This is a genomic window from Citrobacter sp. Cf132 (genome assembly GCF_030333885.1).
GTDB lineage: Bacteria > Pseudomonadota > Gammaproteobacteria > Enterobacterales > Enterobacteriaceae > Citrobacter > Citrobacter freundii.
This window is the reverse complement of sequence record NZ_JAOWFA010000041.1, coordinates 62,670-88,351: the sequence shown is the minus strand read 5'-3', so window position 1 is coordinate 88,351 and position 25,682 is coordinate 62,670. Positions and strand designations below refer to the sequence as shown.

Here is a 25,682-nt window from a genome sequence, read left to right as displayed (position 1 = left end):
CGTTAAACGTGTGTACCGGCACGTAATTGCTGTAACAAACGCTCCACGGGAGCCGCCAGTCCGACCGACGGCGGTTGCGCTAAGTTATACCAGAGCGCGTTGCCTTCATCCATGCATGCGCCGAATGAAGACACAGGAAGCCACATAGGCACAATGTCTAAGTGGAAATGGCTAAAGGTATGGCGAAACGCATTAAGTTGGGTCAGATTATCTGCGTTAATTTGCCGTTGCGCCAGCCAGTTGCGCAGTCCATCTTCGTCGTCAAACTGTGGAAAACAGTATAAACCACCCCATAAGCCGCTGGGCGGTCGCTGTGCGAGCAGCACTTCGTCATCATGCTGCATCAGTAAAAAATAGCCCGTTCGTTCCGGCAGCGTTTGCTTGGGTTTTTTACCCGGGTACAACGCCCAGCTTGCATTGGCGCTGGCCACACAGCCATTTTCCAACGGACACAGCGAACATTTAGGTTTTGAGCGCGTACAGACCATGGCGCCTAAATCCATCATCGCCTGATTAAAACGTTCAACGCCATGGGCGGGCGTCACCTGCTCGCTCAACTCCCACAGCTTCTTTTCGACCTCTTTTTTACCCGGCCAGCCGTTTACAGCATAACAGCGAGCCAGCACGCGTTTGACGTTACCGTCGAGAATCGGAAAATGCTGACCCAGAGAGAGGGAAAGGATCGCGCCTGCGGTTGAGCGACCGACGCCAGGTAGGGCGGCCACCTCATCAAAAGTTTGCGGAAATATACCGCTATGCAGCGTGACAACCTGCTGCGCGGCTTTATGCAGATTACGCGCTCGGGCGTAATAACCCAGCCCGGTCCACAAATGCAGAACCTCATCCAGCGGCGCATGGGCTAAATCCGTTACCGTTGGGAAGCGCGCCATAAAACGCTCAAAATAAGGGATCACGGTCGCAACCTGAGTTTGTTGCAGCATTACCTCAGAGAGCCATACTTTGTAAGGCGTCTTATCAATTTGCCAGGGCAGCGTTTTCCGCCCGTATTTGTCGTACCAGCTCAAAACCTGAGCCGAGAATTGAGACGCTTGCATGATTACCGTTTCATTATTGCTGGGGGCAAGATTGCAGCACAGCGGCAACGGGGTGTAAACCGGAACTTTCCGCTGCTCACTTTCTTCCTTTACTTGCATCCGGCAACTAACTTTGGATAATGCCCGTTTTCAGAACTCAAACACAGCAGACTAAACTTTTATGAAGAACGACGTCATTTCACCGGAATTTGATGAAAACGGCCGCCCTCTGCGCCGGATTCGTAGTTTTGTTCGTCGCCAGGGGCGACTGACGAAAGGGCAGGAGCACGCGCTGGAAAACTACTGGCCGGTGATGGGCGTTGAGTTCAGCGAAGAGCCTGTAAATTTCGCAGAACTGTTTGGCCGTGATGCGCCAGTCACGCTGGAAATCGGTTTTGGTATGGGAGCGTCGCTGGTCGCAATGGCGAAAGCGCGTCCGGAACAGAATTTCCTTGGCATTGAGGTTCACTCGCCGGGCGTTGGTGCGTGTCTGGCTTCAGCCCATGAAGAGGGTGTCGAGAACCTGCGCGTCATGTGCCATGATGCCGTTGAAGTCCTGCATAAAATGATTCCTGACAATTCTTTATCTATGGTTCAGTTGTTTTTCCCTGACCCGTGGCATAAAGCACGTCATAATAAACGCCGTATCGTTCAGGTACCGTTTGCTGAGCATATCTTATGTAAGCTGAAGCTGGGCGGCGTATTCCACATGGCAACCGACTGGGAAGCTTATGCGGAACATATGCTGGAAGTGATGTCCTCCATTGACGGGTATAAAAACCAGTCCGAGAGTAACGATTATGTACCGCGCCCACAATCGCGCCCGGTAACCAAATTTGAACAACGTGGTCATCGTCTTGGCCACGGCGTATGGGACTTAATGTTCGAGAGGGTGAAATAATGGCAAAGAACCGTAGCCGTCGTCTGCGTAAAAAGATGCACATCGAAGAATTCCAGGAAGTAGGGTTTTCGGTTGCATGGCGTTTCCCGGAAGGTACATCTGGAGAGCAGGTCGATCAAATCGTTGATGACTTTATCAATGAAGTTATCGAACCGAACAAGCTGGCTTTTGACGGCAGCGGCTATCTGGCCTGGGAAGGTCTGATCTGTCTGCAGGAAATCGGCAAATGCACCGAAGAACACCAGGCAATCGTGCGTAAGTGGCTGGAAGAGCACAAACTCGAAGAAGTGCGTACCAGCGAACTTTTCGATATTTGGTGGGACTAAGTAGCACAGGGTCGGCAAATGCCGGCCCGATTTGTCTTGAGGGAAAGATATGATGCGCAAAACGCTGCTGGCGGCAGTCCTAACGTTCACGGCGATGGCCGCACATGCAGATTACCAGTGCAGCGTCACCCCGCGTGACGATGTGATTTTGAGCCCACAAACGGTGCAGGTGAAGGGCGAGAACGGCGACCTGATTATTACCCAGACCGGCGATGTCACCTTCAACGGTAAACAGTACAGCCTGAACGCCGCACAGCGTGAGCAGGCCAAAGATTATCAGGCGGCGTTGCGTAGCAGCCTGCCGTGGATTGACGAAGGTGCCAGAGCGCGCGTAGAGAAAGGTCGCGTGGCGCTGGATAAAATCATCGCCAAAGAGGTCGGTGAAAGCAGCAACATGCGTGGCCGCTTAACCAAGCTGGATGCGCAATTGAAAGAGCAGATGAACCGTATCATCGAGCATCGAACTGATGGCCTGACCTTCCATTATAAGGCGATTGATCAAGTTCGCGCGGACGGACAACAGCTGGTTAATCAGGCGATGGGCGGTATTTTGCAGGACAGCATCAACGAAATGGGTGCCAAAGCCGTACTCAAAGGTGGTGGTAATCCGTTGCAGGGCGTGCTCGGTAGCCTTGGTGGCTTGCAAACCTCAATTCAAAACGAATGGAAGAATCAGGAACAAGACTTCCAACAGTTTGGCAAAGATGTTTGTGCCCGCGTCGTGACGCTGGAAAACGATCGTAAAACGCTGGTTAGCACTCTGAAATAATCTTCACCTCTTTTTAACGGCGCAGAAACATTCTGCGCCGTTTTATTTTGTACTTTTCTGTTTTTTTGATATCCATCTCTAAGAATGGCAATTTGATGGAGATATAAATCTGGTTAATTGGAACTCGTCACATTATTCATCTGTAGGATAGACATAATGCTGCAAATTCAAGTAACTGGAGAAATAACATGGAGTTTTTCAAGAAAACGGCGCTTGCCGCACTGGTTATGGGTTTCAGCGGCGCGGCGCTTGCACTGCCAAATATCACTATTTTAGCGACCGGCGGGACGATTGCTGGTGGCGGTGATTCCGCGACAAAATCTAACTACACGGCAGGCAAGGTTGGCGTAGAAAATCTGGTTGAGGCCGTTCCTCAGTTGAAAGATATCGCTGTCGTTAAAGGCGAGCAGGTGGTGAACATCGGCTCCCAGGATATGAATGACGAAGTCTGGTTAACGCTGGCCAAAAAGATTAATACCGAGTGTGATAAAACCGACGGCTTCGTGGTGACACATGGTACGGATACCATGGAAGAAACCGCCTATTTCCTCGACCTGACCGTCAAGTGCAACAAGCCGGTCGTGCTGGTCGGCGCCATGCGTCCATCTACGGGTATGAGTGCTGATGGCCCGTTCAACCTGTATAACGCAGTGGTAACTGCCGCAGACAAAGCCTCTGCCAACCGCGGAGTGCTGGTGGTGATGAACGACACCGTTATGGATGGTCGCGACGTGACTAAAACCAACACTACCGACGTTGCTACCTTCAAATCCGTTAACTACGGCCCGTTGGGTTACATTCATAACGGTAAAATCGACTACCAGCGTACGCCTGCGCGTAAGCACACCACGTCTACTCCGTTCGATGTTTCTAAGCTGACCGAGTTGCCGAAAGTTGGGATTGTTTACAACTATGCTAACGCCTCCGATCTGCCGGCAAAAGCACTGGTAGATGCGGGTTACGCAGGGATCGTTAGTGCAGGTGTAGGTAACGGTAACTTGTATAAAACCATTTTCGATACGCTGGCAACCGCCGCGCATAAAGGTACCGTTGTGGTGCGTTCATCTCGTGTACCAACGGGTGCCACCACGCAGGATGCAGAAGTTGATGATGCAAAATACGGATTTGTGGCTTCAGGTTCCCTGAACCCGCAAAAAGCACGTGTTCTGCTGCAGCTTGCGCTGACTCAAACCAAGGATCCTAAACAGATCCAGGAAATGTTTAATCAGTATTAATGACTGAAGGTGGCTGCGCTCATCGACCTAACCCTGTAGGCCTGATAAGCGCAGCGCCATCAGGCAATTTGCCGGATGCGGCTCAAGGCCTTATCCGGCCTACATCGTTACCGTATTACTCCGCCAGAAACAGCTCCAACAGAGAGTTCAAAAACAGCTTACCGTGTTGAGTAATCTGCCAGTATTCATCGCATTCACTCAGGTAGCCCTGGGAAATAGCCTCATCGATCTGTCGACGAATAACGTCCTCGGTAAGCCCGGTATATTGTCTGAACTCCGCTCGAGGCGCGGCCTCAAGCAACCGGAAACGGTTCATAAAGAACTCGAACGGCTTATCGGCTTCGGCGACATCACGCTGGCTTTCGAGATAACGCCCTTGCATGTAGCCACGCGGATGCCGCGTTTTGGTGGTACGCAGAATGCGCCCGTCCGGGAACGTAATTTTGCCATGCGCGCCGCAGCCAATACCGAGATAGTCGCCAAAACGCCAGTAATTAAGGTTGTGCTGACACTGATAGCCCGGCTTTGCATAGGCTGAGGTTTCGTACTGTTGATACCCGGCGGCGGTCAGCAACTGGTGGCCTTGCTCAAAAATATCCCACAGCGCATCATCGTCTGGTAAAACAGGCGGTCGGGAACCGAACAGCGTGTTGGGTTCGATGGTCAACTGATACCAGGAAAGATGCGGTGGATTGAGCGCGATGGCCTGCTGTAAATCGCCCAGCGCCTCTTCCAGCGTCTGATCTGGCAAACCATGCATCAGGTCGAGGTTAAAGCTGCGTAGCCCTAGACCGCTCGCCAGGTGTGCTGCTCGTTTGGCTTCTTCCGGCCCGTGAATACGTCCCAGACGCTCGAGTTTGGCGGAGCTAAAGCTCTGTACGCCAATTGAGATACGGTTTACGCCAGCGCGTTGATAATCAACAAAGCGATCGGCTTCCACCGTCCCGGGATTCGCCTCCATTGTGATTTCTGCATCTGCGGCCAGATTCAGCCGTGCACGCACGCCGTCGAGCAGCGTTTGCATTGCCGGGCCAGAAAGCAGGCTCGGCGTACCACCACCGATAAAAATTGTCTTTACTTCCCGCCCCTGGGCGTGGGCCACCTCAGTATCCAGATCGCTCAGCAGGTGCTGAACATAGTCGTCATGAGGAACCTCGCCCTTAAGCGCATGCGAGTTAAAGTCGCAGTACGGGCATTTCTGCACGCACCAGGGGATGTGAATATAAAGACTTAGCGGCGGAAGGTTAACCATTGCGCAGGGCATCCAGCAGCAGCTTCAGTGCCTGTCCGCGGTGAGAAATCGCACTTTTTTCTTCGCGGGTCAGCTCAGCAGCTGTTTTTCCTTCGGACGGCACAAAAAAGATTGGGTCGTAACCAAAACCACCGTTTCCGGCCGGTTCACGGGTAATCACGCCCGGCCAGCTTCCGTGGCACACTAAAGGCGTGGGATCGTCCGCATGGCGCATATACACCAGCACGCAGTGGAATTGCGCCTGACGCTGGTCATCCGGGACATCCCGCAGGGTGTGCAGCAGTTTTTCCAGGTTCTGCTGATCGGTCGCATCTTCGCCGGAATAGCGGGCTGAATAGATACCCGGCGCGCCGCCAAGGGCATTTACTGCCAGGCCGGAGTCATCAGCAATGGCTGGCAAACCCGTAATTTGCGCGGCATGACGCGCCTTCAGAATGGCGTTCTCAATAAACGTCAGTCCGGTCTCTTCTGCAGAATCAACTCCCAGATCCGTTTGGGCAACAACATCAAGACCGAAATCACTCAGAAGAGAGGCGAGTTCACGCACTTTACCGGCATTGCCGGTCGCGAGGACAACTTTTTGCATGGGATACCTAATCAGTTAGCGCCGCAATTTCGGGCGGGATCTGTTGCGGATGAATAATTTTAACCTGTTTGTGGCGACCAAGCTCGCCCTTCTCAATAACGACCTGGCTTTTCGCTACGCGGAACTGTTTGCCGAGAAACTTCACCAGATGGCTGTTGGCTTGCCCATCGACCGGCGGGGCGGTAATGGCGACTTTAACTTCGTCGCCATGTAAACCCACAATACTGTCACGGCTGGCTTTCGGCTGAATATAGAGCCGTAAAACCAGACCGTCGTCGCAGGGTGTAACGGCACTCATAGCGCCATCCACAGCCCCGGCAGCAGCATGTTGCCTGTCGCCTGTAACACTTCCGCGATACCCATGTTAATGACATAGAGCAGCAGAACCAGAATCATTGGGGAGAAATCGATCCCGCCCATGCCTGGAAGTATGCGACGGATAGGACGCAACAGCGGATCCGCCAGTTGAATCAGCACGTACTCCACCGGACTGCGACCCTGGCTGACCCAGCTCATAATCGCCATTACCAGCAGCACCCAGAAAATCAGCAGCCCAATGGTCTTCAGGACAATCAGCACGGCGGCGATCCAGATGATCGGCTGGAACGTGACCACCTTAAATAGCACGATGGCTTTGATAAAGCTGAGAACGAGCGCGACTAATGCTGATGCGCTGTCAATGGGCCCCATTGGCGGAATAATACGGCGTAACGGCCCAATAATGGGCTGAGTGATTTTCACAATAAACTGCGAGAACGGGTTGTAGAAATCGCAGCGAGACCATTGCATCCACACGCGCAGCAGCAGCGCCATGGTATACAGCTCAATTACCGTTGAGAGCAGGAAGGTCAACGTATTCATGGTGTTCCTTAATTTTCCTTATTTTTTAGTGTAATCACGAGCACCAAAAATGGCAGTGCCGATGCGCACCATCGTGCTACCCGCCGCGATAGCGGCATCCATATCATCAGACATCCCCAGCGAGAGCGTATCGATATTTGGATAGCGTGTTTTCAACCCGGCAAATGCTACAGCCATTTGCTGTGCAACTTCAAACTGCCTTACATAATCTGACTCAGGAGCGGGAATAGCCATCAAACCACGCAGGGTAATGCGCGGCAGCGCATCGACTTCAGCGGCCAGGGCATCAAGCTCTGCCAGCGGAATCCCTGACTTACTGTTCTCATCGCTGATATTAATCTGGATCAGCACATTCAGCGGCTGCAGGTCTGCCGGGCGCTGTTCGCTCAGACGGGCAGCGATACGTAGACGGTCGATCGTATGGCACCAGTCAAAGTGCTCGGCGACCAGACGACTTTTGTTGGACTGCAGCGGGCCGATAAAGTGCCACTGCAGATCGTTGACGCCTTTTTCCTGAAAGTAGCGGATTTTATCCACCCCTTCCTGGACATAGTTTTCACCGAAGGCACGCTGCCCTGCGGTAATGGCTTCTTCGATGGCGCTCGCAGGTTTGGTTTTGCTGACTGCAAGCAACATAACTTCTTCTGAAGACCGCCCGCAACGCGTCGCGGCGGCTGAGATTTTGTCCCGGACATGTGCCAGGTTATGCGCGATATCGTTCATTTTCCGAGGATGTTCATATGAATATGGAAGAAATAGTGGCCCTTAGTGTAAAGCATAACGTGTCGGATCTACACCTGTGCAATGCATGGCCTGCGCGTTGGCGCAGACATGGAAAAGTCGAAAGCGCACCGTTTACCGCGCCTGACGTAGAGAATCTGCTGATGTGCTGGCTCAGTGAGCAACAACAGGTACAGTTGCAGGAGCAAGGGCAGATTGATTTTGCCGTTACCCTGACGGACTCCCGGCGGCTGCGCGCCAGCGCATTTGTCCATCTGCAGGGAACCTCGCTGGCGCTAAGACTGCTACCGCTGGATTGTCCTCATTTAGACGATCTTCAGCCTCCCGCGGTCATACCTGAACTGCTTCACAGTGAAAACGGGTTGATTCTGGTGACAGGCGCTACCGGTAGTGGTAAATCTACGACCCTGGCGGCGATGGTGGAGTATCTTAATCAGCATATTGAGGGGCACATTCTGACGCTGGAAGATCCTATTGAATATCGCTACACCAGCCGACGTTGTCTGATTCAACAGCGGGAGGTGGGCGCACACTGCGCCTCTTTCGCCACCGGTTTGCGCGGTGCGCTACGCGAAGATCCCGACGTTATTTTGCTGGGCGAGCTGCGCGACGTGGAAACCATTCGGCTGGCATTAACGGCGGCGGAGACCGGACATCTGGTGCTGGCAACGTTACATACGCGAGGTGCGGCGCAGGCCATCGCGCGGCTGGTGGATTCCTTTGCAGCAACAGAGAAAGATCCTGTGCGTAACCAACTGGCAGATAGCCTGCGGGCGGTTCTTTCGCAAAAACTGGAGGAGGATAAGCAGGGGGGACGCGTGGCGCTATTCGAACTGCTCGTCAACACGCCCGCCGTGGGCAATTTGATCCGCGAAGGGAAAACGCATCAGCTACCCGGCGTGATTCAAACCGGGCAGCAGACAGGTATGCAGACGTTTGCACAAAGTTTACAGCAGCGACAGGCGCAGGGGCGGCTTTAATAGCCCTGCTCGAAATAGCTTTCCAGGATAATAACGGCAGAAGCGGAGTCTACTTTGCCTTTATTCAACGCCCGGTAACCGCCTTGCTCAAACAGGCCTGAGCGGGCTTCGACGGTGCTCAAACGTTCATCGTGCAGCGTTACGGTTACGCCAAAGCGACCATGAATGCGGTTAGCGAATTTACGTGCGCGCGCGGTAAGGGGCTGTTCGGTGCCATCCATGTTGAGCGGCAGGCCGACAATGATTTCATCCGGTTGCCACTCTTTCAGCAGGCGTTCAATCAAATTCCAGTCTGGCGTACCGTCCTGTGCTTTGATGGCGGGCAATGGCCTGGCCGTACCGGTAATGCGCTGACCCACGGCGACGCCGATACTTTTCGTACCAAAATCAAAAGAGAGTAATGTTCCGTTCATCATGCGTGTCCCGCCACGCCGGGCATGGTCTGAATATCTATCCCGATAAGCTTCGCCGCATCGCGCCAGCGGTCGGCAATCGGCGTTTTGAATAAGATGTTGAGATCGGCAGGGGCCGTAAGCCAGGCGTTATCCAGTAACTCTTGTTCCAGTTGGCCCTTTTCCCATGATGAATAGCCTAATGCCACCAGCACCTCGGATGGTTGCTCCTGCGTGCCCAGAGTTTCTAATACATCGCGGGAGGTTGTGATGATGGTGTTATCAGAAATGCGAATACTGGACGCAAAGCGCGACGGTGGGGTATGAAGTATAAATCCACGGTCTTCTGCCAGCGGGCCGCCGAGCATCACGGGCTTATCCAGACGAATGGCCGGATCGCGTTCTTCTGGAGTAATCTTCAGCTTTTCCAGAATCCCTTCAATTTGTAAGTTTTCCAGAGGCTTATTGACGATAATCCCCATTGCTCCGTTCTCATTGTGTTCGCAAATATACACCACGGAACGGCGGAAAATTGGATCCTGGAGAGCAGGCATGGCAATTAGAAAGTGATGCTGTAAATTCATTGTCAGAGGTTCTGTTTCCTGGTTCAAAAAAGCAACAGCGCCCAGTATGCGTACAAACAGGAGCGCTGTCACTATTAGTATTGGTAGGGTCCCTTCTACCGGCGAGTTCTTTTATTTTTGCAGGCGCGCCTCAATGGCATCCATCAGCATACCGGTAATCGAAACCGGGAACTCCGCTTCAATTTCACGAATACAGGTTGGGCTGGTGACGTTAATTTCCGTCAGACGATCGCCAATGATATCCAGACCGACAAAAATCAAACCTTTCGCTTTCAGCGTTGGCCCAATGCGACGGGCAATTTCCCAGTCACTGTCGGTTAATGGACGCGGCTCGCCACGACCACCTGCGGCCAGGTTGCCACGGGTTTCGCCGCCCTGCGGAATACGCGCCAGGCAGTAAGGAACGGGTTCGCCATCGACCACCAGCACGCGTTTATCGCCGTCTTTAATGGCTGGCAGATAGTTCTGCGCCATGCAGTAGCGGGTACCGTGCTCGGTCAGCGTTTCCGCAATAACGCCAAGGTTCGGATCGCCTTCCTTCACGCGGAAAATAGAGGCCCCGCCCATGCCGTCCAGCGGTTTGAGAATGATGTCGCTGTGTTTTTGCCAGAAGGCTTTCAGCTGCGCTTTATTACGCGTGACCAGCGTTTCCGGCGTCAGATCGGCAAACCATGCGGTGAACAACTTTTCGTTGCAGTCGCGCAGGCTCTGCGGTTTGTTGACGATCAGCGTTCCTTTCTCTTCTGCACGTTCCAGAATATAGGTCGCGTAGATGAACTCGGTATCAAACGGCGGATCCTTACGCATCAGAATAACGTCCAGGTCTGCCAGCGGGAGATCCTGTTCGCTCTTGAACTCATACCATTTGTCGTAGTTCTGCTCTACGCTCAGGGTACGCGTATGGGCGCGGGCTTCACCGTTGATCAGATAAAGATCGGCCATCTCCATATAATGAATTTCGTAACCGCGGCGTTGCGCTTCCAGCAGCATTGCGAAGCTGGAATCTTTCTTGATGTTGATGCTTGCGATGGGATCCATCACGATGCCGAGCTTGATCATGTTCTTCTCCGTTTATGCCTTAGCCCAGATCGCCAAAACGCACCTGAAGCGCGGTAATGGCGGTGAGCGCAGTTGTCTCAGTACGCAGAACGCGAGGTCCTAACAGAATATCAGTAAACTGATACCGTGCGGTCATGGCAATTTCATCTGCCGACAACCCACCTTCCGGGCCAATCAGCAAGCGGATGCGCTCCACCGGGAGCGGCAGCGTGTTAATGCTGGCGCTGGCGCGAGGATGCAGATTGAGCTTCAGTCCTTCGTCCTGTTCTGCGCACCATGCTTCCAGGTCCATTGCCGGGCGAATTTCAGGCACCCGATTACGACCGCACTGTTCGCAGGCGGCAATGGCGATTTTCTGCCACTGCTGGAGCTTCTTGTTCAGGCGTTCATTGTCCAGTTTAACGCCGCAACGCTCAGAAAAAAGTGGCGTAATGAGGCTTACACCCAGTTCAATCGATTTCTGGATAGTAAATTCCATTTTTTCACCGCGCGACATTACTTGGCCCAGGTGGATATGCAACGGTGATTCCCGATCGTCGAGTTCAGCGTTAAGCACCTTCACTTCCACGCTTTTCTTACTGGCATGGGTAATTTCGGCGTCGAATACCTGATTGCTGCCATCAAACAGCTGTAGCGGCTGGCCTGGCCCCATACGTAGTACGCGGCCGATATGGTTGGCAGCATCTTCACACAGTGAAATTTGGCTACCGGAAGCGAGTGGCTCTGGGTGATAAATGCGAGGAATGCGCATAGTTAAACATCCGCGTCATGGCCCTGGGCTGCAACAGGCAGGGCATGGTTAAAAATATTGCCGCTAGTGTAGGTTAGCTCTTTTGCGCCTGGCAAGCGCGTTGCACATAGGGGTTATGATTCCCCTGTACCTTCGCGATGCGTTCGTCGCGCTCACACTCCCAGTCGGTGACCGGATACTGCTTATTCCAGGCATTAAAAAGCTGGGTTTGCTGGCGGGAGAGCGTCAGGTTGTATTGGTCGCGCATATAAAAATAGGTACGCGCGATGGCGCCACGTGCGCGGGCAGGCGGTTCGGCAACTTTTTCTTTAAAATCAACCTTCATCGCGCACTGTCCATACTGGCCTTCGCCACCGTTCCACTGGCTGTACATAAAGTTTGCGCGATCGCCATTCACTTCACCTACCGCAGGCTGCAGGTTATGCATATCGCTTTCCATTTTGCGATAGACCGGATCTTTAGCGCAGTTTTTACGCCCCCCGTCCTGCCAGCACTGGCGCTGATGACCAAACTGCCAGGCGGGGACAACGTGTTCCCATTCAATTCGACTGGCGCGGTTTTCGTTTTTTCGCACTTTATAGCCACAGGATTCGAGGTCCACGACCCCTTTTTTGCCTTGCCAGTTAATTTTACAACCGCAGTAGAAATCGCCTGGCGCATCGGCGTTAACTTTGACGCCCGCCGTTTTTGCCTGAGAAAAACTGTTGATGCCTTCGGCTAAAGCCGGGCCTGAAAATGCTGCGGCTAACAGGGCCGCAGCAAAAGAAAAATTACGGTACATCACGAACTCCGTGTCAAAACGAGCCCGCAACGTAGCGAAAGTCATTCCTGTATGCAATCAGTTAGATCAGAAAAGTTCCTGATAATTCTGAAGATTATTCTGCAATCAGTGGTTCGCCGCAGTGAACGCAGCGGTAGGTGGCTTCACCGCGTACCACGCGGTTATGGCGGCGTACGGTCAGTTGGTGTTCCTGACACTTGCAGCGGTAAGTAAAGGTCTTACGCTGCACGGATTGCAGTTCGAACTGATGTGTGCGTCGGGCTGGCACGCCCAGCACGCTCTCCATCATCCATTTCCACTCTTTGCCGTGCGGCGGCACGCGACCAAAGTATTTCCACACCAGTAAATGCGCCAGTTCATGGGGCACCACTTCGTTAACGAACGCGTCAACGTTCTCCATCAGCAGGACGGGATTCAGACGAATTTCGTAGGTTTGTAGCCACGCGGTACCCGCGGCGGTTCCGCGCTGTTGGTAAACCAGCTTTGGCTCCGGGTAATTGCGTTCTAGCTTGAGATTGGCCTGAGCGAGTTTTTCCCGCAGGCTACGCATAACGGCTTGCTGGATGGCGATAGGGAGACGGGAGGTTTTCATAACGCCAGAGGATAGTGCGACAGGGAAGGGACTGCAAGAGGAAGGCTTCCTCCCGCGGGGGAGGAAGCTTTTCGTGATTAGTCGTGTGCGCCAATTTCGCGCAGTTTACGACCTTTCATCAGGTTACGTTCAATGTGTTCCAGAGAGACATTTTTAGTTTCAGGTATCAGCCACAGGGTCAGGAAGATGAACAGGACGTTCAGACCACCGTAGACCCAGAAAGTATTGGCGCTTCCCAGCGAGTTCAGCATCGTCAGGAAGGTTGCACCGACGATCATATTGGCAATCCAGTTGGTTGCGGTAGAGCAGGTGATACCGAAATCGCGGCCTTTCAGCGGTTGGATTTCAGAGCACAGAACCCAAATCAGCGGACCGGCGCTCATGGCAAAGCCAACGATAAACATCAGCAGCATCAGTACAGCGAAGTATTGCGCGGCCGCCGAGTGAATACCCACGTGCATCATCGTACCCAGCACGCCCATACCGACGGCCATGACGATAAAGCCGAGGATCAGCGTAGGCTTGCGGCCCCAACGGTCAACCAGGCCAATGGCGATAAAGGTTGCCAGTACGTTGGTCAGACCGACGATAACAGTCCCCCACATCTGCTCGGTGGTGTTGGTGTAGCCCGCCAGCTCAAAGATTTTCGGTGCGTAATACATAATGACGTTCATCCCGGTGAACTGCTGCATCACCTGTAACAGGACGCCAAGGAATACTGCGCGGCGGAAGTTGCTGTTTTCTTTAAACAGCGCCCAGCCGCTCTGCTTCACCTGCAGACTTTCACGAATTTCATCCAGCTCGCGTTTGGCTTCTGCGCTGGTATCACGCAAACGCAACAGAACACGTTCAGCATCGACAAAACGACGTTTAGCAGCAAACCAGCGTGGGCTGTCCGGCAGGAAGATAACGCCAACCAGCAGCAGCAGGGCAGGGATGATGATCACGCCCAGCATCCAGCGCCATGCGCCGCTGTAGCTAAACGCCGTATCGGAAAGATACGCACCCAAAATACCGATGGTGATCATCAACTGATACATAGAGATCATGCTGCCACGAATTTTTTCCGGGGCAATTTCAGACAGGTAAAGCGGCGCGGTATAAGACGCAACGCCTACCGCAAGGCCGAGCAGCACGCGGGAAACCAACAGCACTTCAACGTTTGGTGCCGCGGCGGAAAACAGTGAACCGGCAACAAACAGGATTGCGCCGATCATCAAACTCTTTTTACGCCCCAGTTTGAAGGAGAGCCAACCGCTGCCGACGGCACCCACGGCAGCACCAAACATCATCGAACTCACCACCCATTCCTGAGTGTGGGGGGTAATTTGGAACTCGTCGGTGATGAACGGTAAAGCTCCGGCAATAACACCGATATCCAGGCCAAAAAGTAATCCAGCCAGGGCTGCAAGAAAGCAGACAAAAAATGTCATGGCTTTGTTGGAACGCCCCGTTTTTTTATTGTCAGGCATGATGCCCTCCGGTTGGGTAGCTAGTTTTGTTGATGTTAAGGGTAGGTGAGTACGGGGTAAAAAAATGCGAATCACATCACATTAGTGTAATCGGTTACACTAGCATTCATGTAAGTTATTGGTTATTTGATTGAAAAATAACGTTATTTATTTCGCATGAATAACATTGATTGTCTGGGTTTAAGATAATGCTGAAATATAATGTAACAGTGATGCAATCATAGTAACGAAGAGATGTTGATTCATGTTGGATCGAAATTCTACGATATGTAATCGCTTTCATTTGTTGTTTGCAACAAGGGAGATTAGCGTAGCTTTGGCTATGGGGTATGGAAGAGAAAAGGACATAAAAAAGACCAGCGCGAGGCTGGTCTTCATAAGCGTTGAGCCGTGAGGGAATTACTTCAGACCGGCAGCTTCACGCAGCAGAGCGGCTTTGTCGGTTTTTTCCCATGGGAAATGTTCGCGACCAAAGTGACCGTAAGCAGCGGTTTCTTTGTAAATCGGGTGCAGCAGATCCAGCATCTGAATCAGACCATACGGGCGCAGGTCGAAGAACTCGCGCACCAGCAGGGTCAGTTGCTCAGAAGGCACTTTTTCAGTACCAAACGTTTCCACCATGATAGAGGTCGGTTCAGCCACGCCGATTGCGTAGGAAACCTGAATCTCACAGCGATCAGCCAGACCAGCGGCAACAATGTTTTTCGCGACGTAACGAGCTGCATAGGCTGCGGAACGGTCAACTTTAGACGGATCCTTACCAGAGAATGCACCGCCGCCGTGACGCGCCATGCCGCCGTAGGTATCAACGATGATTTTACGACCTGTCAGTCCACAGTCGCCCATTGGACCGCCGATTACGAAACGACCGGTTGGGTTGATGAAGAACTTGGTCGAAGCAGTCAGCCATTCAGTAGGCAGTACCGGCTTGATGATCTCTTCCATAACTGCTTCTTGCAGCGATTTCTGATCGATGTCTTCAGAGTGCTGAGTCGACAGAACAACCGCATCAATACCGACGATTTTGCCGTCGTCATACTGGAAGGTAACCTGGCTTTTTGCATCCGGACGCAGCCAGGATAAGGTGCCGTTTTTACGCACTTCAGCCTGACGCTGCACCAGACGGTGAGCATAGGTGATCGGGGCTGGCATCAGCACATCGGTTTCGTTGGTTGCATAACCAAACATCAGACCCTGGTCGCCTGCGCCCTGTTCCAGCGGATCGGCGCGGTCAACACCCTGGTTGATGTCCGGAGACTGTTTACCAATCGCGCTCAGTACCGCACAAGAGTTGGCGTCAAAGCCCATGTCGGAATGCACATAGCCAATTTCGCGAACCGTATTACGGGTGATCTCTTCGATATCAACCCATGCGCTGGTGGTGATCTCACCGCCAACTAAAACCATACCGGTTTTGACGTAGGTTTCGCAGGCAACGCGTGCTTTCGGATCCTGCTCGAGGATTGCGTCCAGTACGGCGTCAGAGATTTGGTCAGCGATTTTGTCAGGATGCCCTTCTGATACGGACTCGGACGTAAAAAGGTGTTTTGCCATATTTAATTTCACCTAAGGAGAATTTGGTTAGCTCAAACTGTCGAGTGGAATAGCCATGTGTAGAAGATTCTACCATGAGTTTGCAGATGACGGACACTGGCAGTCTGAGTGTTAATCGGTATAGATGGATTAACATCTGGACGGCTATTTTAGGACAGTTCTTCGCCTGATTTCCAGCTTTTTTTGATTGAGGTCGCATTGTACTGAAAATGTAACTGGAAATTTTTCCTGACGGTGCTGGCAATGCGCGCATTTATCTTTTGCTTTTTGACTTCCTTATGGGTATAAAACGCGGCGCGCGGCTCATACAAAAGCACACGACGTTTTCATCGTGTTGCCACTTCCAGCCGGGTTAAGACTTTAGCTTTGGCTTGTGGGTTCGTTCCGTCAGGAGCAACCGTGGAGGTGATACGAGATAATGAACCGTTGTATTCTGCTGAATCTGTCGCACCGTTCTGGTGTACATATGTTCCCCGCAATCTGCATCTTGCATACCTGCCGATGTTATACCCATCTCGGCGCTTCTCAGGACTCCAGGGCCGGTAACGGTCACTAAGAACTGAACAAGGGCGCTCTTGGTAAACAAGAGTTTTCTCGTGGTTTCGCCGAACCGTCAGCATTAAGTTCGGTTACGTGTTTACATTGATATGAAAAAGAAACCGGTCGCACAGTCGGAGCGTCAGCACTATCTGCTGCAAATTCTGCCTGTATTTGGGTTGTTATCGCGTCTTCGGATTGCGATAGTAGTCAACTGTTTTACACTTGTTAATAAAATTTGAGGTTCGCTATGTCTGACGACATTTCTTTGGGTTCGCCTTCGTCAGCAGGCGAACACGGTGTACTACGCTCCATGCAGGAGGTTGCAATGAGTTCCCAGGAAGCCAGCAAGATGCTGCGTACTTACAATATTGCCTGGTGGGGTAATAACTACTACGACGTCAATGAACTGGGCCACATCAGCGTGTGCCCGGATCCGGACGTACCCGAAGCGCGCGTTGACCTTGCTGAGTTGGTGAAAGCCCGTGAAGCGCAGGGCCAGCGTCTGCCTGCATTGTTCTGCTTCCCGCAGATCCTGCAACATCGTTTGCGTTCGATTAACGCCGCGTTTAAACGAGCCCGTGAATCTTACGGTTACAACGGTGACTATTTCCTCGTTTACCCGATCAAGGTCAACCAGCATCGTCGCGTAATTGAATCGCTGATCCACTCCGGCGAACCGCTGGGGCTGGAAGCTGGTTCCAAAGCTGAATTGATGGCCGTTCTGGCCCATGCCGGAATGACCCGTAGCGTGATCGTGTGTAACGGTTATAAAGACCGCGAATATATCCGTCTGGCACTGATTGGCGAGAAGATGGGCCATAAGGTCTATCTGGTCATCGAGAAGATGTCTGAAATCGCTATCGTGCTGGATGAAGCTGAACGCCTGAATGTCGTTCCGCGTCTGGGCGTGCGTGCGCGTCTGGCGTCGCAGGGCTCTGGCAAGTGGCAGTCCTCCGGCGGTGAGAAATCAAAATTCGGCCTGGCGGCAAACCAGGTGCTGCAACTGGTAGAAATTCTGCGCGAGCGTGGTCGTCTGGACAGCATCCAGTTGCTGCACTTCCATCTCGGCTCCCAAATGGCGAACATTCGTGATATCGCCACCGGCGTACGTGAGTCGGCGCGTTTCTACGTTGAGCTGCACAAGCTTGGCGTTAATATCCAGTGCTTCGACGTGGGCGGTGGTCTGGGCGTAGATTACGAAGGTACCCGTTCGCAGTCTGACTGTTCTGTAAACTACGGTTTGAACGAATACGCCAACAACATCATCTGGGCTATTGGCGACGCCTGTGAAGAACACGGTCTGCCGCATCCGACGGTAATCACCGAGTCTGGCCGCGCGGTAACCGCGCACCATACCGTGCTGGTATCTAACATTATCGGCGTTGAGCGTAGTGAACACACCGAAGCCACGCCTCCGGCTGACGATGCGCCACGTGCCCTGCAAAGCATGTGGGAAACCTGGCAAGAGATGCATGAACCGGGAACCCGTCGTTCGCTGCGTGAATGGCTGCACGACAGCCAGATGGATCTGCACGATATTCACGTTGGGTACTCTTCAGGCACCTTTAGCCTGCAGGAGCGTGCGTGGGCAGAGCAGCTGTATCTGAACATGTGCCATGAAGTGCAGAAACAACTCGACCCGAGCAACCGTGCGCACCGTCCGATTATCGACGAGCTGCAGGAGCGTATGGCGGATAAGATTTACGTCAACTTCTCACTGTTCCAGTCGATGCCGGATGCGTGGGGGATCGATCAGCTGTTCCCGGTAATGCCGCTGGAAGGGTTGAATCAGGTGCCTGAACGCCGTGCGGTGCTGTTGGATATCACCTGCGACTCTGATGGCGCTATCGACCACTACGTTGACGGTGATGGCATTGCGACCACCATGCCGATGCCGGAATACGACCCTGAGAACCCGCCGATGCTTGGCTTCTTTATGGTAGGTGCGTACCAGGAGATCCTCGGCAACATGCACAACTTGTTTGGTGATACCGAAGCGGTTGACGTGTTCGTCTTCCCTGACGGCAGCGTAGAAGTTGAGCTGTCCGACGAAGGGGATACCGTGGCGGATATGCTGCAATACGTGCAGCTGGATCCGAACACCCTGCTGACGCAGTTCCGTGACCAGGTGAAAAACACCGATCTGGACGCTGAGCTGCAACAGCAGTTCCTCGAAGAGTTTGAAGCCGGTCTGTACGGTTATACTTATCTGGAAGATGAGTAACGATAAATGCCTGGTGGCGCTGCGCTTACCGTTCCTACGAAAGTAGGCCGGATAAGGCGAAGCCGCCATCCGGCAGTCGGAATCCGCGGGGGCAGCATTTGTGGCACTCACTTGAATCCGTACAAAATAACGGCGATAATTTGCCGTAAATATGCAGTTACCAAATCAATCCCTTCCTCGTCGGGCTTAACGACGCGGAGGGGATTTTTTTTCATCGATTTTTAAAGAGGTCAGTACATGAGCACCTTAGGTCATCAATACGACAACTCCCTGGTTTCTAACGCCTTTGGTTTTTTACGTCTGCCGATGAACTTCATGCCGTACGACAGCGACGCCGACTGGGTGATCACCGGTGTACCGTTTGATATGGCAACGTCTGGTCGTGCGGGCGGGCGTCATGGTCCGGCGGCAATCCGTCAGGTGTCCACCAACCTGGCCTGGGAGCACAACCGCTTCCCGTGGAACTTCGATATGCGCGAGCGCCTGAACGTGGTGGACTGCGGCGATCTGGTTTATGCGTTCGGGGATGCGCGTGAAATGAGTGAAAAACTGCAGGCGCATGCTGAGAAGCTGCTGTCTGCTGGTAAGCGCATGCTCTCCTTTGGCGGCGACCACTTCGTCACGCTGCCGCTGCTGCGCGCGCACGCTAAGCACTTTGGTAAAATGGCGCTGGTGCACTTTGATGCCCACACCGACACCTACGCGAACGGCTGCGAATTCGACCACGGCACCATGTTCTACACTGCGCCGAACGAAGGTCTGATCGATCCGAATCACTCTGTGCAGATCGGTATTCGTACCGAGTTCGACAAAGACAACGGCTTTACCGTACTGGATGCGTGCCAGGTTAACGACCGCAGCGTTGATGACATTATCGCTCAGGTTAAGCAGATTGTCGGTGATATGCCGGTATACCTGACTTTTGATATCGACTGTCTGGACCCGGCGTTTGCACCAGGAACCGGTACGCCAGTGATCGGCGGTCTGACTTCCGATCGTGCTATTAAACTGGTACGTGGTCTGAAAGATCTGAACATCGTCGGGATGGATGTTGTTGAAGTGGCTCCGGCCTACGATCAGTCAGAGATCACCGCACTGGCGGCGGCAACGTTAGCATTAGAAATGCTCTATATCCAGGCGGCGAAAAAAGGCGAGTAACGGTTTCGGGCTATTTTACTCGCCATTTTGAACCCGGGCAGTGCTCGCCATCCTCACGTACTACGTGTACGCTCCGGTGGCTGTGCGCTGTCCGGTCTCAAACTGGCTTCGCCAATAACGCCCGATCGCTGGACTAAATTTGTAATTCTGTAGGCCGGATAAGGCGTTCACGCCGCCATCCGGCACTGTTCGAAGATTATTTGATCCCGTCTGCGCTCATGCGATCGCGAATATGTTGCGCACGTTCTGCGGATGCCGGATGATCGTCAAACATTGAGCTTTGACGTCCTGCTTCCAGTTTTGCCAGTTTCTCAAAACTGGTGGCTAAGCCAGCCGGATTGATCCCACGTTTGCGCAACAGATCATACGAGTAATCATCCGCCTCGGATTCCTGACGCTGGGAGAACTGCGAGTTCACCAGTTTCTCGCCAAGATCGCCTAATTGCGATTGCGACAGGCTGCCGACAATACCGCCAGCGGAAGCCGCAGCTGCCCGCACGGCGTTCGTACCCAGCGCAACCTGCATCCCTTTTTTCACGTGACCCAGCGCAACGTGACCCATTTCGTGGCCGATCACCGCTTCGACTTCGTTGTCTGTCATCATATCCATCAGGCCGCTGTATACGCGGATACAGCCGTTCGCCATGGCAAAGGCATTTACATCTTTCGCCATATAGACTTTGTAGTTTACCGGCTGGCCGTTAATGTTATCGCCAAGCGCGGCGGCGATTTTGCCAAGACGCGTTGCATACTCGCTGCCAGCCGGGGCGATGGTAGCTTTGCTGTCCATATCCTTACAGGCCTGATCGCTCAGCGCTTTTACCTGCGCATCGCTCAGACTGTAGGCCTGAAAAGCCTCTGCGCCTGAGGAAAGCAGTCCGTTTGAGTCCATGTTCTGGCAGCCGGTCAATGCCGCCGCCATGCTCGTAGCAAGCAGTAAAGCGCGAATTTTCATTTTTTCTCTTCCGCACAAAGTCAGGATTATTCTAAAAAATGCGTCGTTTGCAGGTGAACCGACGCTCGGCATAAGTATAAAGAAAAGAACAATAAGCGGGCGAGAAGATTGCGCAACTTGCGCGCATGATCCAGAGATTTCTGAAGCGGTAAAAGGATGCTCCATGTACATGACACGCGGCTTGGGTTACATTGTTGGCACTTTTTTCCGGCGTAGCCCAAAACGCGCTGTCGTCAAGTCGTTTAGGGCGTGGCCTTCATTATCCGATCTGGAGTCAAAATGTCCTCACGTAAAGAGCTTGCCAATGCTATTCGTGCGCTGAGCATGGACGCAGTACAGAAAGCCAAATCCGGTCACCCGGGTGCCCCGATGGGTATGGCTGACATTGCCGAAGTCCTGTGGCGTGATTTCCTGAACCACAACCCGACTAACCCGTCCTGGGCTGACCGTGACCGTTTCGTGCTGTCTAACGGCCACGGTTCAATGCTGATTTACAGCCTGCTGCACCTCACCGGCTATGATCTGCCGATGTCCGAGCTGCAGAACTTCCGTCAGCTGCACTCCAAAACGCCGGGTCACCCGGAAGTGGGTTACACCGCGGGTGTTGAAACCACGACCGGTCCTTTGGGTCAGGGCATTGCGAATGCAGTGGGTATGGCTATCGCTGAAAAAACGCTGGCGGCGCAGTTTAACCGTCCTGGTCACGACATCGTTGACCACTTCACCTATGCTTTCATGGGCGACGGCTGCATGATGGAAGGTATCTCTCACGAGGTATGTTCCCTGGCTGGTACGCTGAAACTGGGTAAACTGGTTGCGTTCTACGATGACAACGGCATCTCTATCGATGGCCACGTTGAAGGCTGGTTCACCGATGACACCGCGAAGCGTTTCGAAGCTTACGGCTGGCACGTGATTCGTGGTGTAGATGGTCACGATGCTGACGCGATTAAACGCGCTGTTGAAGAAGCACGCGCAGTGACCGACAAACCGTCCCTGCTGATGTGCAAAACCATCATCGGTTTCGGTTCTCCGAACAAAGCCGGTACCCACGACTCTCACGGTGCACCGCTGGGCGATGCAGAAATCGCACTGACCCGCGAACAGCTGGGCTGGAAATACGCGCCGTTCGAAATCCCGTCTGAAATCTACGCGCAGTGGGATGCGAAAGAAGCCGGCCAGGCAAAAGAAGCCGCATGGAACGAGAAGTTCGCTGCTTATGCCAAAGCTTTCCCGCAGGAAGCTGCTGAATTCACCCGTCGTATGAAAGGTGAAATGCAGTCTGACTTCGACGCGAAAGCCAACGAGTTCATTGCTAAGCTGCAGGCTAATCCGGCGAAAATCGCCAGCCGTAAAGCGTCTCAGAACGCGATTGAAGCCTTCGGTCCTCTGCTGCCTGAATTCCTCGGCGGCTCCGCTGACCTGGCACCGTCTAACCTGACTCTGTGGTCTGGTTCTAAGGCCATCAACGAAGATACTGCCGGTAACTACATCCATTACGGTGTACGTGAATTCGGTATGACCGCTATCGCAAACGGTATTTCCCTGCATGGTGGTTTCCTGCCGTACACCTCCACCTTCCTGATGTTCGTGGAATATGCCCGTAACGCGGTGCGTATGGCTGCGCTGATGAAACAGCGTCAGGTGATGGTCTATACTCACGACTCCATCGGTCTGGGTGAAGATGGCCCGACTCACCAGCCGGTAGAGCAGGTTGCTTCTCTGCGTGTGACCCCGAACATGAGCACATGGCGTCCGTGTGACCAGGTTGAATCCGCAGTAGCATGGAAATACGGTGTTGAGCGTCAGGACGGCCCGACCGCGCTGATCCTCTCCCGTCAGAACCTGGCACAGCAGGAACGTACTGCAGAGCAACTGGCGAACATCGCTCGCGGTGGCTACGTGCTGAAAGATTGCGCGGGTCAGCCGGAGTTGATCTTCATCGCCACCGGTTCTGAAGTTGAACTTGCCGTGGCTGCCTGGGACAAACTGACCGCTGAAGGCGTGAAAGCGCGCGTGGTTTCCATGCCGTCTACCGATGCATTCGACAAGCAGGATGCGGCTTACCGTGAATCCGTACTGCCGAAAGCCGTCTCTGCTCGCGTCGCTATCGAAGCTGGCATTGCTGACTACTGGTTCAAATACGTGGGCCTGAACGGCGCTATTGTCGGTATGACTACCTTTGGTGAGTCTGCACCGGCAGAACTGCTGTTTGAAGAATTCGGCTTCACCGTAGACAACGTGGTCGCGAAAGCAAAAGAACTGCTGTAATTTCGATTACAGATGAAAACGGGTCGCTTAGGCGGCCCGTTTTTTTGCTTATCAGGGTAGTTACGTGCGTAGCTGACCTGCTTCAAGACGTACTATGCGCGAAAAATGGCGCTGCGTAAATGCAGCGTCATGACTGATCGCTACAACGCTGGCGCCACGTGTACGACACACTGCCAGCCAGTTTTCGAAGACGCCAAGCCAGTGTGCATCAAAGTCCCGGCTGGGCTCATCCAGCAGTAGAATAGCGGGTTTGAGGGCTTCCAGACTGGCGACGGCAACCATACGTCGTTGTGCAGTATGTAGATCGAGCGGGTGCGAGTCGGCGACATCCTCTAACTGACATAATTGCAGCGCCGCCGTCGTGCGTTGCGCAATTTCAGTCGCCGGAAGCTTCTGTAGCCGTAATCCGAAGGCCACTTCCTCTGCAACCTTGCTGTGAAAGATTTGATTCTCCGCTTCCTGAAACAGTACGCCGAGCACCCTGGCGCGCTCCCGGTTTTTCAGTTGCGCAATCGCACGATTTTGAACGGTTATTGTGCCGGATGAGGGCGTCAGTAGCCCGGCCATGATGCGCAAAAGTGTGGATTTTCCTGCGCCATTATCGCCCGTTAGCGCCAGCCATTCCCCCTCCTGGAGTTCCAGCGAAATATTGCGTAAACAGTCATCGGCGGCGTTCGGCCAGCGATAGCTGACCTGGTTTAGCGTTAGCATAGTGATGACAATGCTCCGTCGCGCAGCTGCCATGCCTGCTGGCAGTAGCTGAGAAAAGGTGAAGGGTTGCGTTCGAAAAATATCACCAAAGCATGCTGTTCCTGTGCCCACTGTTGCAGTCGCGCCAGCAGCATTGCCGTGGCTTGCGCCGTCAGGCGACTGAACGCTTCATCCAGAATCAATATTTTCGGCTGCATGGCGAGTGCGCTGGCAATGACTACCCGCTGGGTTTCCCCACCGGAAAGGGTGCCGGGATGACGATGGCGCAGAGGCTGACATTCTGTCAGCGTAAGGGCGGCATCTATGCGCTGCATAATTTCAGTCTCGGTAAGGCAGAGATTTTCCGGGCCAAACGCCACTTCTTCCTCCACGCTGAAAGTACAACCTGAAAGCTGCAGGTAAGGTGACTGCTGCACAAGCTGGATGGTACTCGACTGCTCGACCAGCGATAGTTGCCCGATGGGATTACCCAGTAGCGTACCTGTGCCCTCAATTTCTCCCGGAAGGAAGTCGGGGTACCAGCCAGCCATCAGCTGTGCCAGCGTACTTTTCCCGCTGCCGTTCTCACCAAAAATAGCCACCATACCAGGCCTGGCGTAATGGAAATCGTAACAAGCGGATGGCCGCATAGCGTGCGTCGGAATATAGCGAAACTGCTCTAACGTAACCATATCCAGATTCCTGTCTCAACTGCCATCAGAACCACCATACCGTAGCGGGCCAGACGTTGTAAGGTGCTGTCTGGCGGCGCCCATAGCGTGGTGCGAGTGCGATGCAGGCGAAATCCCCGCATATCGAGCGCTGCACCGCGAACGGCCAAGTCATTGAGCGCGTTATGGGTGAGCGGCACAATCAATGCCGGCATAGCGCGTAAACGTTGGTACCAGGACTCATCCAGCGGTACGCCACGTGCGCGCTGAGCCTCGTGAATAATCGCCAATTGGCGTTTGAGCTGTTCAACCACCAGCAGCGGGCCTGCGAACAGATAGGCAACGCCTGGCGGCAGGCGAGAAGCAAACAGGGCGCGCATAAAGCGCGCAACCGGCACGTACTGCATCCACATCTGCGATGTCGACACAATGGCCAGGATCCGCAGCCAGAGCGTAACGGCATCGCCCCAGCGTTCTGGAGTGCGCGGCTGCCCGCTAATCCACTCGGTAAGCCATCCGCCGTGTACCAGCCATAGCCCCAGTCCTAAGGGGATCATCAGCCAGAGTACGTATTTCGCCCGCGACCGCGTAGCCTTCATACATAGCAAACCGACAAACGTCGCGGCGCTGTACAAGCTGAGCGGCACTCCGGCTGGCAGCAGAAGCGTGGAGCAGGCGGCAAGCGCCCACAGAGTTAACGACGTAAACGGATGCATTTAGCGCACGGCAGACATCGTAGGGAAATGGCGCGTTGTGCGCAGCGGAAGTTGTCGCAGCAGCACCCAGACGATGATTGCCGTGAGGATTTTATCGACCAGATTCGCTCCGATGACGGTGATGGCGACGGACTCAACCAGGTTCTGACCGACCGAGTGCATCCAGGCGACAAAAAGATCGGCGCCGCTGCCGGTGACACCCCCGAACAGAGTCGTGCGAATCGGCACGGCAACGAGGGTCACGGCAAGCGTGATAATTACGCCGCTGACCACGACTTTGGGTAAGGTGCGAAACCATCCCGCCCGTGCCAGCCAACCGGCGACCAGTCCAATAACCATGGCGACGGGCGCAAAGGCGGCGGCGATCGGATCGGTCAGCAACCCCCACAACAGGTTAGTGAGTAATCCGGTTAGCATCCCCACAACCGGACCTAACAGCACTGCGCTGATCAACGTGCCAATCGAGTCGAGAAAAATAGGTAATTTTAACATGCTGATAAGCTGCCCACCGACCATGTTGATGGCGATAGCAATGACAATAAGAACCAGAGACTGGCTGGAAAATTGGCGACGCGCCATATAAAGAC

Annotated in this window: 29 protein-coding genes; 10 read left to right on the top strand and 19 right to left on the bottom strand. The window is 53.6% G+C overall.

Translation table 11 applies throughout. The features are described 5' to 3' along the window. Positions 1-2: 2 nt before the first annotated feature. Positions 3-1,055, bottom strand: a complete 1,053-nt coding sequence (mutY, locus tag OGV85_RS06145; protein ID WP_156485342.1) for an A/G-specific adenine glycosylase — start codon at positions 1,053-1,055, stop codon at positions 3-5. Between the two features lie 160 nt (positions 1,056-1,215). On the opposite strand from mutY, the gene trmB reads away from it, so the two are divergent. The 4 genes from trmB to ansB all read left to right on the top strand — a co-directional run bounded on the left by trmB (position 1,216) and on the right by ansB (position 4,265). Continuing rightward, positions 1,216-1,935, top strand: a complete 720-nt coding sequence (gene trmB, locus OGV85_RS06140; RefSeq protein WP_044700848.1) for a tRNA (guanosine(46)-N7)-methyltransferase TrmB — start codon at positions 1,216-1,218, stop codon at positions 1,933-1,935. Next, a complete protein-coding gene (locus OGV85_RS06135) occupies positions 1,935-2,261 on the top strand; it encodes a YggL family protein (RefSeq protein WP_003027115.1) in 327 nt (108 codons plus the stop codon). The genes trmB and OGV85_RS06135 overlap by 1 nt, the downstream gene beginning before the upstream one ends. 49 nt (positions 2,262-2,310) lie before the next feature. Then, positions 2,311-3,030 (top strand): YggN family protein, encoded by a 720-nt coding sequence (locus OGV85_RS06130; protein WP_032950065.1) that lies wholly within the window; start codon positions 2,311-2,313, stop codon positions 3,028-3,030. A gap of 188 nt (positions 3,031-3,218) precedes the next feature. Continuing rightward, on the top strand, positions 3,219-4,265 hold the full coding sequence (gene ansB, locus OGV85_RS06125) for an L-asparaginase 2 (RefSeq protein ID WP_003027108.1): 1,047 nt from the start codon (positions 3,219-3,221) through the stop codon (positions 4,263-4,265). A 115-nt stretch (positions 4,266-4,380) separates the two neighbouring features. Here the strand turns inward: ansB and hemW are convergent, their stop codons facing one another. The 5 genes from hemW to OGV85_RS06100 are packed head-to-tail and all read right to left on the bottom strand — an operon-like array spanning position 4,381 to position 7,687. Then, the gene (gene hemW, locus OGV85_RS06120; protein WP_032937402.1) at positions 4,381-5,517 is read right to left on the bottom strand and encodes a radical SAM family heme chaperone HemW; all 1,137 of its coding nucleotides are present in this window, start codon (positions 5,515-5,517) and stop codon (positions 4,381-4,383) included. Then, entirely contained in the window at positions 5,510-6,103 is a 594-nt protein-coding gene (locus OGV85_RS06115) for an XTP/dITP diphosphatase (RefSeq protein ID WP_003027104.1), read from the bottom strand. The genes hemW and OGV85_RS06115 overlap by 8 nt, the downstream gene beginning before the upstream one ends. 7 nt (positions 6,104-6,110) lie before the next feature. Next, positions 6,111-6,401 (bottom strand): DUF167 family protein YggU, encoded by a 291-nt coding sequence (yggU, locus tag OGV85_RS06110; RefSeq protein WP_003027101.1) that lies wholly within the window; start codon positions 6,399-6,401, stop codon positions 6,111-6,113. After that, positions 6,398-6,964: a YggT family protein gene (locus OGV85_RS06105; protein WP_003825417.1), complete on the bottom strand. Its 567-nt coding sequence runs from the start codon at positions 6,962-6,964 to the stop codon at positions 6,398-6,400. The genes yggU and OGV85_RS06105 overlap by 4 nt, the downstream gene beginning before the upstream one ends. 18 nt (positions 6,965-6,982) lie before the next feature. Further along, positions 6,983-7,687: a YggS family pyridoxal phosphate-dependent enzyme gene (locus OGV85_RS06100; RefSeq protein WP_049015284.1), complete on the bottom strand. Its 705-nt coding sequence runs from the start codon at positions 7,685-7,687 to the stop codon at positions 6,983-6,985. Positions 7,688-7,704: 17 nt separating this feature from the next. On the opposite strand from OGV85_RS06100, the gene OGV85_RS06095 reads away from it, so the two are divergent. Continuing rightward, positions 7,705-8,685: a type IV pilus twitching motility protein PilT gene (locus OGV85_RS06095; RefSeq protein WP_003027090.1), complete on the top strand. Its 981-nt coding sequence runs from the start codon at positions 7,705-7,707 to the stop codon at positions 8,683-8,685. Here the strand turns inward: OGV85_RS06095 and ruvX are convergent. The 8 genes from ruvX to metK all read right to left on the bottom strand — a co-directional run bounded on the left by ruvX (position 8,682) and on the right by metK (position 15,870). After that, positions 8,682-9,098 carry a Holliday junction resolvase RuvX gene (gene ruvX / locus OGV85_RS06090; protein ID WP_003027087.1) on the bottom strand — a complete coding sequence of 139 codons (417 nt, stop codon included), beginning with the start codon at positions 9,096-9,098 and terminating at the stop codon, positions 8,682-8,684. The genes OGV85_RS06095 and ruvX overlap by 4 nt on opposite strands. Next, entirely contained in the window at positions 9,098-9,661 is a 564-nt protein-coding gene (locus OGV85_RS06085) for a YqgE/AlgH family protein (RefSeq protein ID WP_003027086.1), read from the bottom strand. The genes ruvX and OGV85_RS06085 overlap by 1 nt, the downstream gene beginning before the upstream one ends. A 111-nt stretch (positions 9,662-9,772) precedes the next feature. Continuing rightward, positions 9,773-10,720 carry a glutathione synthase gene (gene gshB / locus OGV85_RS06080; RefSeq protein ID WP_003027083.1) on the bottom strand — a complete coding sequence of 316 codons (948 nt, stop codon included), beginning with the start codon at positions 10,718-10,720 and terminating at the stop codon, positions 9,773-9,775. A gap of 19 nt (positions 10,721-10,739) precedes the next feature. Beyond that, the gene (gene rsmE, locus OGV85_RS06075; RefSeq protein ID WP_003027080.1) at positions 10,740-11,471 is read right to left on the bottom strand and encodes a 16S rRNA (uracil(1498)-N(3))-methyltransferase; all 732 of its coding nucleotides are present in this window, start codon (positions 11,469-11,471) and stop codon (positions 10,740-10,742) included. Between the two features lie 73 nt (positions 11,472-11,544). Further along, positions 11,545-12,252 carry a deoxyribonuclease I gene (endA, locus tag OGV85_RS06070; protein ID WP_061547624.1) on the bottom strand — a complete coding sequence of 236 codons (708 nt, stop codon included), beginning with the start codon at positions 12,250-12,252 and terminating at the stop codon, positions 11,545-11,547. A gap of 94 nt (positions 12,253-12,346) precedes the next feature. Then, positions 12,347-12,844, bottom strand: a complete 498-nt coding sequence (locus tag OGV85_RS06065) for a SprT family zinc-dependent metalloprotease (RefSeq protein WP_061068543.1) — start codon at positions 12,842-12,844, stop codon at positions 12,347-12,349. 77 nt (positions 12,845-12,921) lie between these two features. Further along, complete coding sequence (galP, locus tag OGV85_RS06060; RefSeq protein WP_003027074.1) at positions 12,922-14,316, bottom strand: galactose/proton symporter; 1,395 nt, start codon at positions 14,314-14,316, stop codon at positions 12,922-12,924. Between the two features lie 399 nt (positions 14,317-14,715). Then, the gene (gene metK, locus OGV85_RS06055; protein WP_003027071.1) at positions 14,716-15,870 is read right to left on the bottom strand and encodes a methionine adenosyltransferase; all 1,155 of its coding nucleotides are present in this window, start codon (positions 15,868-15,870) and stop codon (positions 14,716-14,718) included. A gap of 418 nt (positions 15,871-16,288) precedes the next feature. Between metK and yqgG the strand changes: the two genes are divergently transcribed. From yqgG to speB, 4 genes are all read left to right on the top strand, one after another. Then, positions 16,289-16,426 carry a small protein YqgG gene (gene yqgG, locus OGV85_RS06050; protein WP_269147429.1) on the top strand — a complete coding sequence of 46 codons (138 nt, stop codon included), beginning with the start codon at positions 16,289-16,291 and terminating at the stop codon, positions 16,424-16,426. Positions 16,427-16,517: 91 nt separating this feature from the next. Beyond that, a complete protein-coding gene (yqgB, locus tag OGV85_RS06045) occupies positions 16,518-16,649 on the top strand; it encodes an acid stress response protein YqgB (RefSeq protein WP_003027062.1) in 132 nt (43 codons plus the stop codon). An 8-nt stretch (positions 16,650-16,657) separates the two neighbouring features. Continuing rightward, complete coding sequence (speA, locus tag OGV85_RS06040; RefSeq protein WP_003027059.1) at positions 16,658-18,634, top strand: biosynthetic arginine decarboxylase; 1,977 nt, start codon at positions 16,658-16,660, stop codon at positions 18,632-18,634. Positions 18,635-18,871: 237 nt separating this feature from the next. Continuing rightward, positions 18,872-19,792, top strand: coding sequence for an agmatinase (gene speB / locus OGV85_RS06035; protein WP_003027056.1), 921 nt, complete (start codon positions 18,872-18,874; stop codon positions 19,790-19,792). 196 nt (positions 19,793-19,988) lie between these two features. Here speB and loiP read toward each other — a convergent pair whose 3' ends face one another. Further along, a complete protein-coding gene (loiP, locus tag OGV85_RS06030; RefSeq protein ID WP_003027053.1) occupies positions 19,989-20,747 on the bottom strand; it encodes a metalloprotease LoiP in 759 nt (252 codons plus the stop codon). 279 nt (positions 20,748-21,026) lie between these two features. On the opposite strand from loiP, the gene tkt reads away from it, so the two are divergent. Then, a complete protein-coding gene (gene tkt, locus OGV85_RS06025; protein ID WP_286553257.1) occupies positions 21,027-23,018 on the top strand; it encodes a transketolase in 1,992 nt (663 codons plus the stop codon). Between the two features lie 60 nt (positions 23,019-23,078). Here tkt and OGV85_RS06020 read toward each other — a convergent pair whose 3' ends face one another. From OGV85_RS06020 to OGV85_RS06005, 4 genes are read right to left on the bottom strand one after another with little or no spacing between them, the layout of a single operon-like run. Beyond that, a complete protein-coding gene (locus tag OGV85_RS06020; RefSeq protein WP_003027047.1) occupies positions 23,079-23,729 on the bottom strand; it encodes an ABC transporter ATP-binding protein in 651 nt (216 codons plus the stop codon). Continuing rightward, positions 23,723-24,400, bottom strand: coding sequence for an ABC transporter ATP-binding protein (locus tag OGV85_RS06015; protein WP_003027044.1), 678 nt, complete (start codon positions 24,398-24,400; stop codon positions 23,723-23,725). Before OGV85_RS06015 ends, OGV85_RS06020 begins: the two co-directional genes overlap by 7 nt. After that, positions 24,388-25,095, bottom strand: coding sequence for an energy-coupling factor transporter transmembrane component T (locus OGV85_RS06010; RefSeq protein ID WP_061547623.1), 708 nt, complete (start codon positions 25,093-25,095; stop codon positions 24,388-24,390). Before OGV85_RS06010 ends, OGV85_RS06015 begins: the two co-directional genes overlap by 13 nt. Continuing rightward, positions 25,096-25,674 carry an ECF transporter S component gene (locus OGV85_RS06005; protein ID WP_003027040.1) on the bottom strand — a complete coding sequence of 193 codons (579 nt, stop codon included), beginning with the start codon at positions 25,672-25,674 and terminating at the stop codon, positions 25,096-25,098. Positions 25,675-25,682 lie beyond the last annotated feature (8 nt).

What these genes read in the sequence shown, in the direction of transcription:
- mutY (WP_156485342.1), bottom strand. Translation starts at nt 1,055, where the DNA reads ATGCAAGCGTCTCAATTCTCGGCTCAGGTTTTGAGCTGGTACGACAAA.
- trmB (WP_044700848.1), top strand. Translation starts at nt 1,216, where the DNA reads ATGAAGAACGACGTCATTTCACCGGAATTTGATGAAAACGGCCGCCCT.
- OGV85_RS06135 (WP_003027115.1), top strand. Translation starts at nt 1,935, where the DNA reads ATGGCAAAGAACCGTAGCCGTCGTCTGCGTAAAAAGATGCACATCGAA.
- OGV85_RS06130 (WP_032950065.1), top strand. Translation starts at nt 2,311, where the DNA reads ATGATGCGCAAAACGCTGCTGGCGGCAGTCCTAACGTTCACGGCGATG.
- ansB (WP_003027108.1), top strand. Translation starts at nt 3,219, where the DNA reads ATGGAGTTTTTCAAGAAAACGGCGCTTGCCGCACTGGTTATGGGTTTC.
- hemW (WP_032937402.1), bottom strand. Translation starts at nt 5,517, where the DNA reads ATGGTTAACCTTCCGCCGCTAAGTCTTTATATTCACATCCCCTGGTGC.
- OGV85_RS06115 (WP_003027104.1), bottom strand. Translation starts at nt 6,103, where the DNA reads ATGCAAAAAGTTGTCCTCGCGACCGGCAATGCCGGTAAAGTGCGTGAA.
- yggU (WP_003027101.1), bottom strand. Translation starts at nt 6,401, where the DNA reads ATGAGTGCCGTTACACCCTGCGACGACGGTCTGGTTTTACGGCTCTAT.
- OGV85_RS06105 (WP_003825417.1), bottom strand. Translation starts at nt 6,964, where the DNA reads ATGAATACGTTGACCTTCCTGCTCTCAACGGTAATTGAGCTGTATACC.
- OGV85_RS06100 (WP_049015284.1), bottom strand. Translation starts at nt 7,687, where the DNA reads ATGAACGATATCGCGCATAACCTGGCACATGTCCGGGACAAAATCTCA.
- OGV85_RS06095 (WP_003027090.1), top strand. Translation starts at nt 7,705, where the DNA reads ATGAATATGGAAGAAATAGTGGCCCTTAGTGTAAAGCATAACGTGTCG.
- ruvX (WP_003027087.1), bottom strand. Translation starts at nt 9,098, where the DNA reads ATGAACGGAACATTACTCTCTTTTGATTTTGGTACGAAAAGTATCGGC.
- OGV85_RS06085 (WP_003027086.1), bottom strand. Translation starts at nt 9,661, where the DNA reads ATGAATTTACAGCATCACTTTCTAATTGCCATGCCTGCTCTCCAGGAT.
- gshB (WP_003027083.1), bottom strand. Translation starts at nt 10,720, where the DNA reads ATGATCAAGCTCGGCATCGTGATGGATCCCATCGCAAGCATCAACATC.
- rsmE (WP_003027080.1), bottom strand. Translation starts at nt 11,471, where the DNA reads ATGCGCATTCCTCGCATTTATCACCCAGAGCCACTCGCTTCCGGTAGC.
- endA (WP_061547624.1), bottom strand. Translation starts at nt 12,252, where the DNA reads ATGTACCGTAATTTTTCTTTTGCTGCGGCCCTGTTAGCCGCAGCATTT.
- OGV85_RS06065 (WP_061068543.1), bottom strand. Translation starts at nt 12,844, where the DNA reads ATGAAAACCTCCCGTCTCCCTATCGCCATCCAGCAAGCCGTTATGCGT.
- galP (WP_003027074.1), bottom strand. Translation starts at nt 14,316, where the DNA reads ATGCCTGACAATAAAAAAACGGGGCGTTCCAACAAAGCCATGACATTT.
- metK (WP_003027071.1), bottom strand. Translation starts at nt 15,870, where the DNA reads ATGGCAAAACACCTTTTTACGTCCGAGTCCGTATCAGAAGGGCATCCT.
- yqgG (WP_269147429.1), top strand. Translation starts at nt 16,289, where the DNA reads ATGAACCGTTGTATTCTGCTGAATCTGTCGCACCGTTCTGGTGTACAT.
- yqgB (WP_003027062.1), top strand. Translation starts at nt 16,518, where the DNA reads ATGAAAAAGAAACCGGTCGCACAGTCGGAGCGTCAGCACTATCTGCTG.
- speA (WP_003027059.1), top strand. Translation starts at nt 16,658, where the DNA reads ATGTCTGACGACATTTCTTTGGGTTCGCCTTCGTCAGCAGGCGAACAC.
- speB (WP_003027056.1), top strand. Translation starts at nt 18,872, where the DNA reads ATGAGCACCTTAGGTCATCAATACGACAACTCCCTGGTTTCTAACGCC.
- loiP (WP_003027053.1), bottom strand. Translation starts at nt 20,747, where the DNA reads ATGAAAATTCGCGCTTTACTGCTTGCTACGAGCATGGCGGCGGCATTG.
- tkt (WP_286553257.1), top strand. Translation starts at nt 21,027, where the DNA reads ATGTCCTCACGTAAAGAGCTTGCCAATGCTATTCGTGCGCTGAGCATG.
- OGV85_RS06020 (WP_003027047.1), bottom strand. Translation starts at nt 23,729, where the DNA reads ATGCTAACGCTAAACCAGGTCAGCTATCGCTGGCCGAACGCCGCCGAT.
- OGV85_RS06015 (WP_003027044.1), bottom strand. Translation starts at nt 24,400, where the DNA reads ATGGTTACGTTAGAGCAGTTTCGCTATATTCCGACGCACGCTATGCGG.
- OGV85_RS06010 (WP_061547623.1), bottom strand. Translation starts at nt 25,095, where the DNA reads ATGCATCCGTTTACGTCGTTAACTCTGTGGGCGCTTGCCGCCTGCTCC.
- OGV85_RS06005 (WP_003027040.1), bottom strand. Translation starts at nt 25,674, where the DNA reads ATGGCGCGTCGCCAATTTTCCAGCCAGTCTCTGGTTCTTATTGTCATT.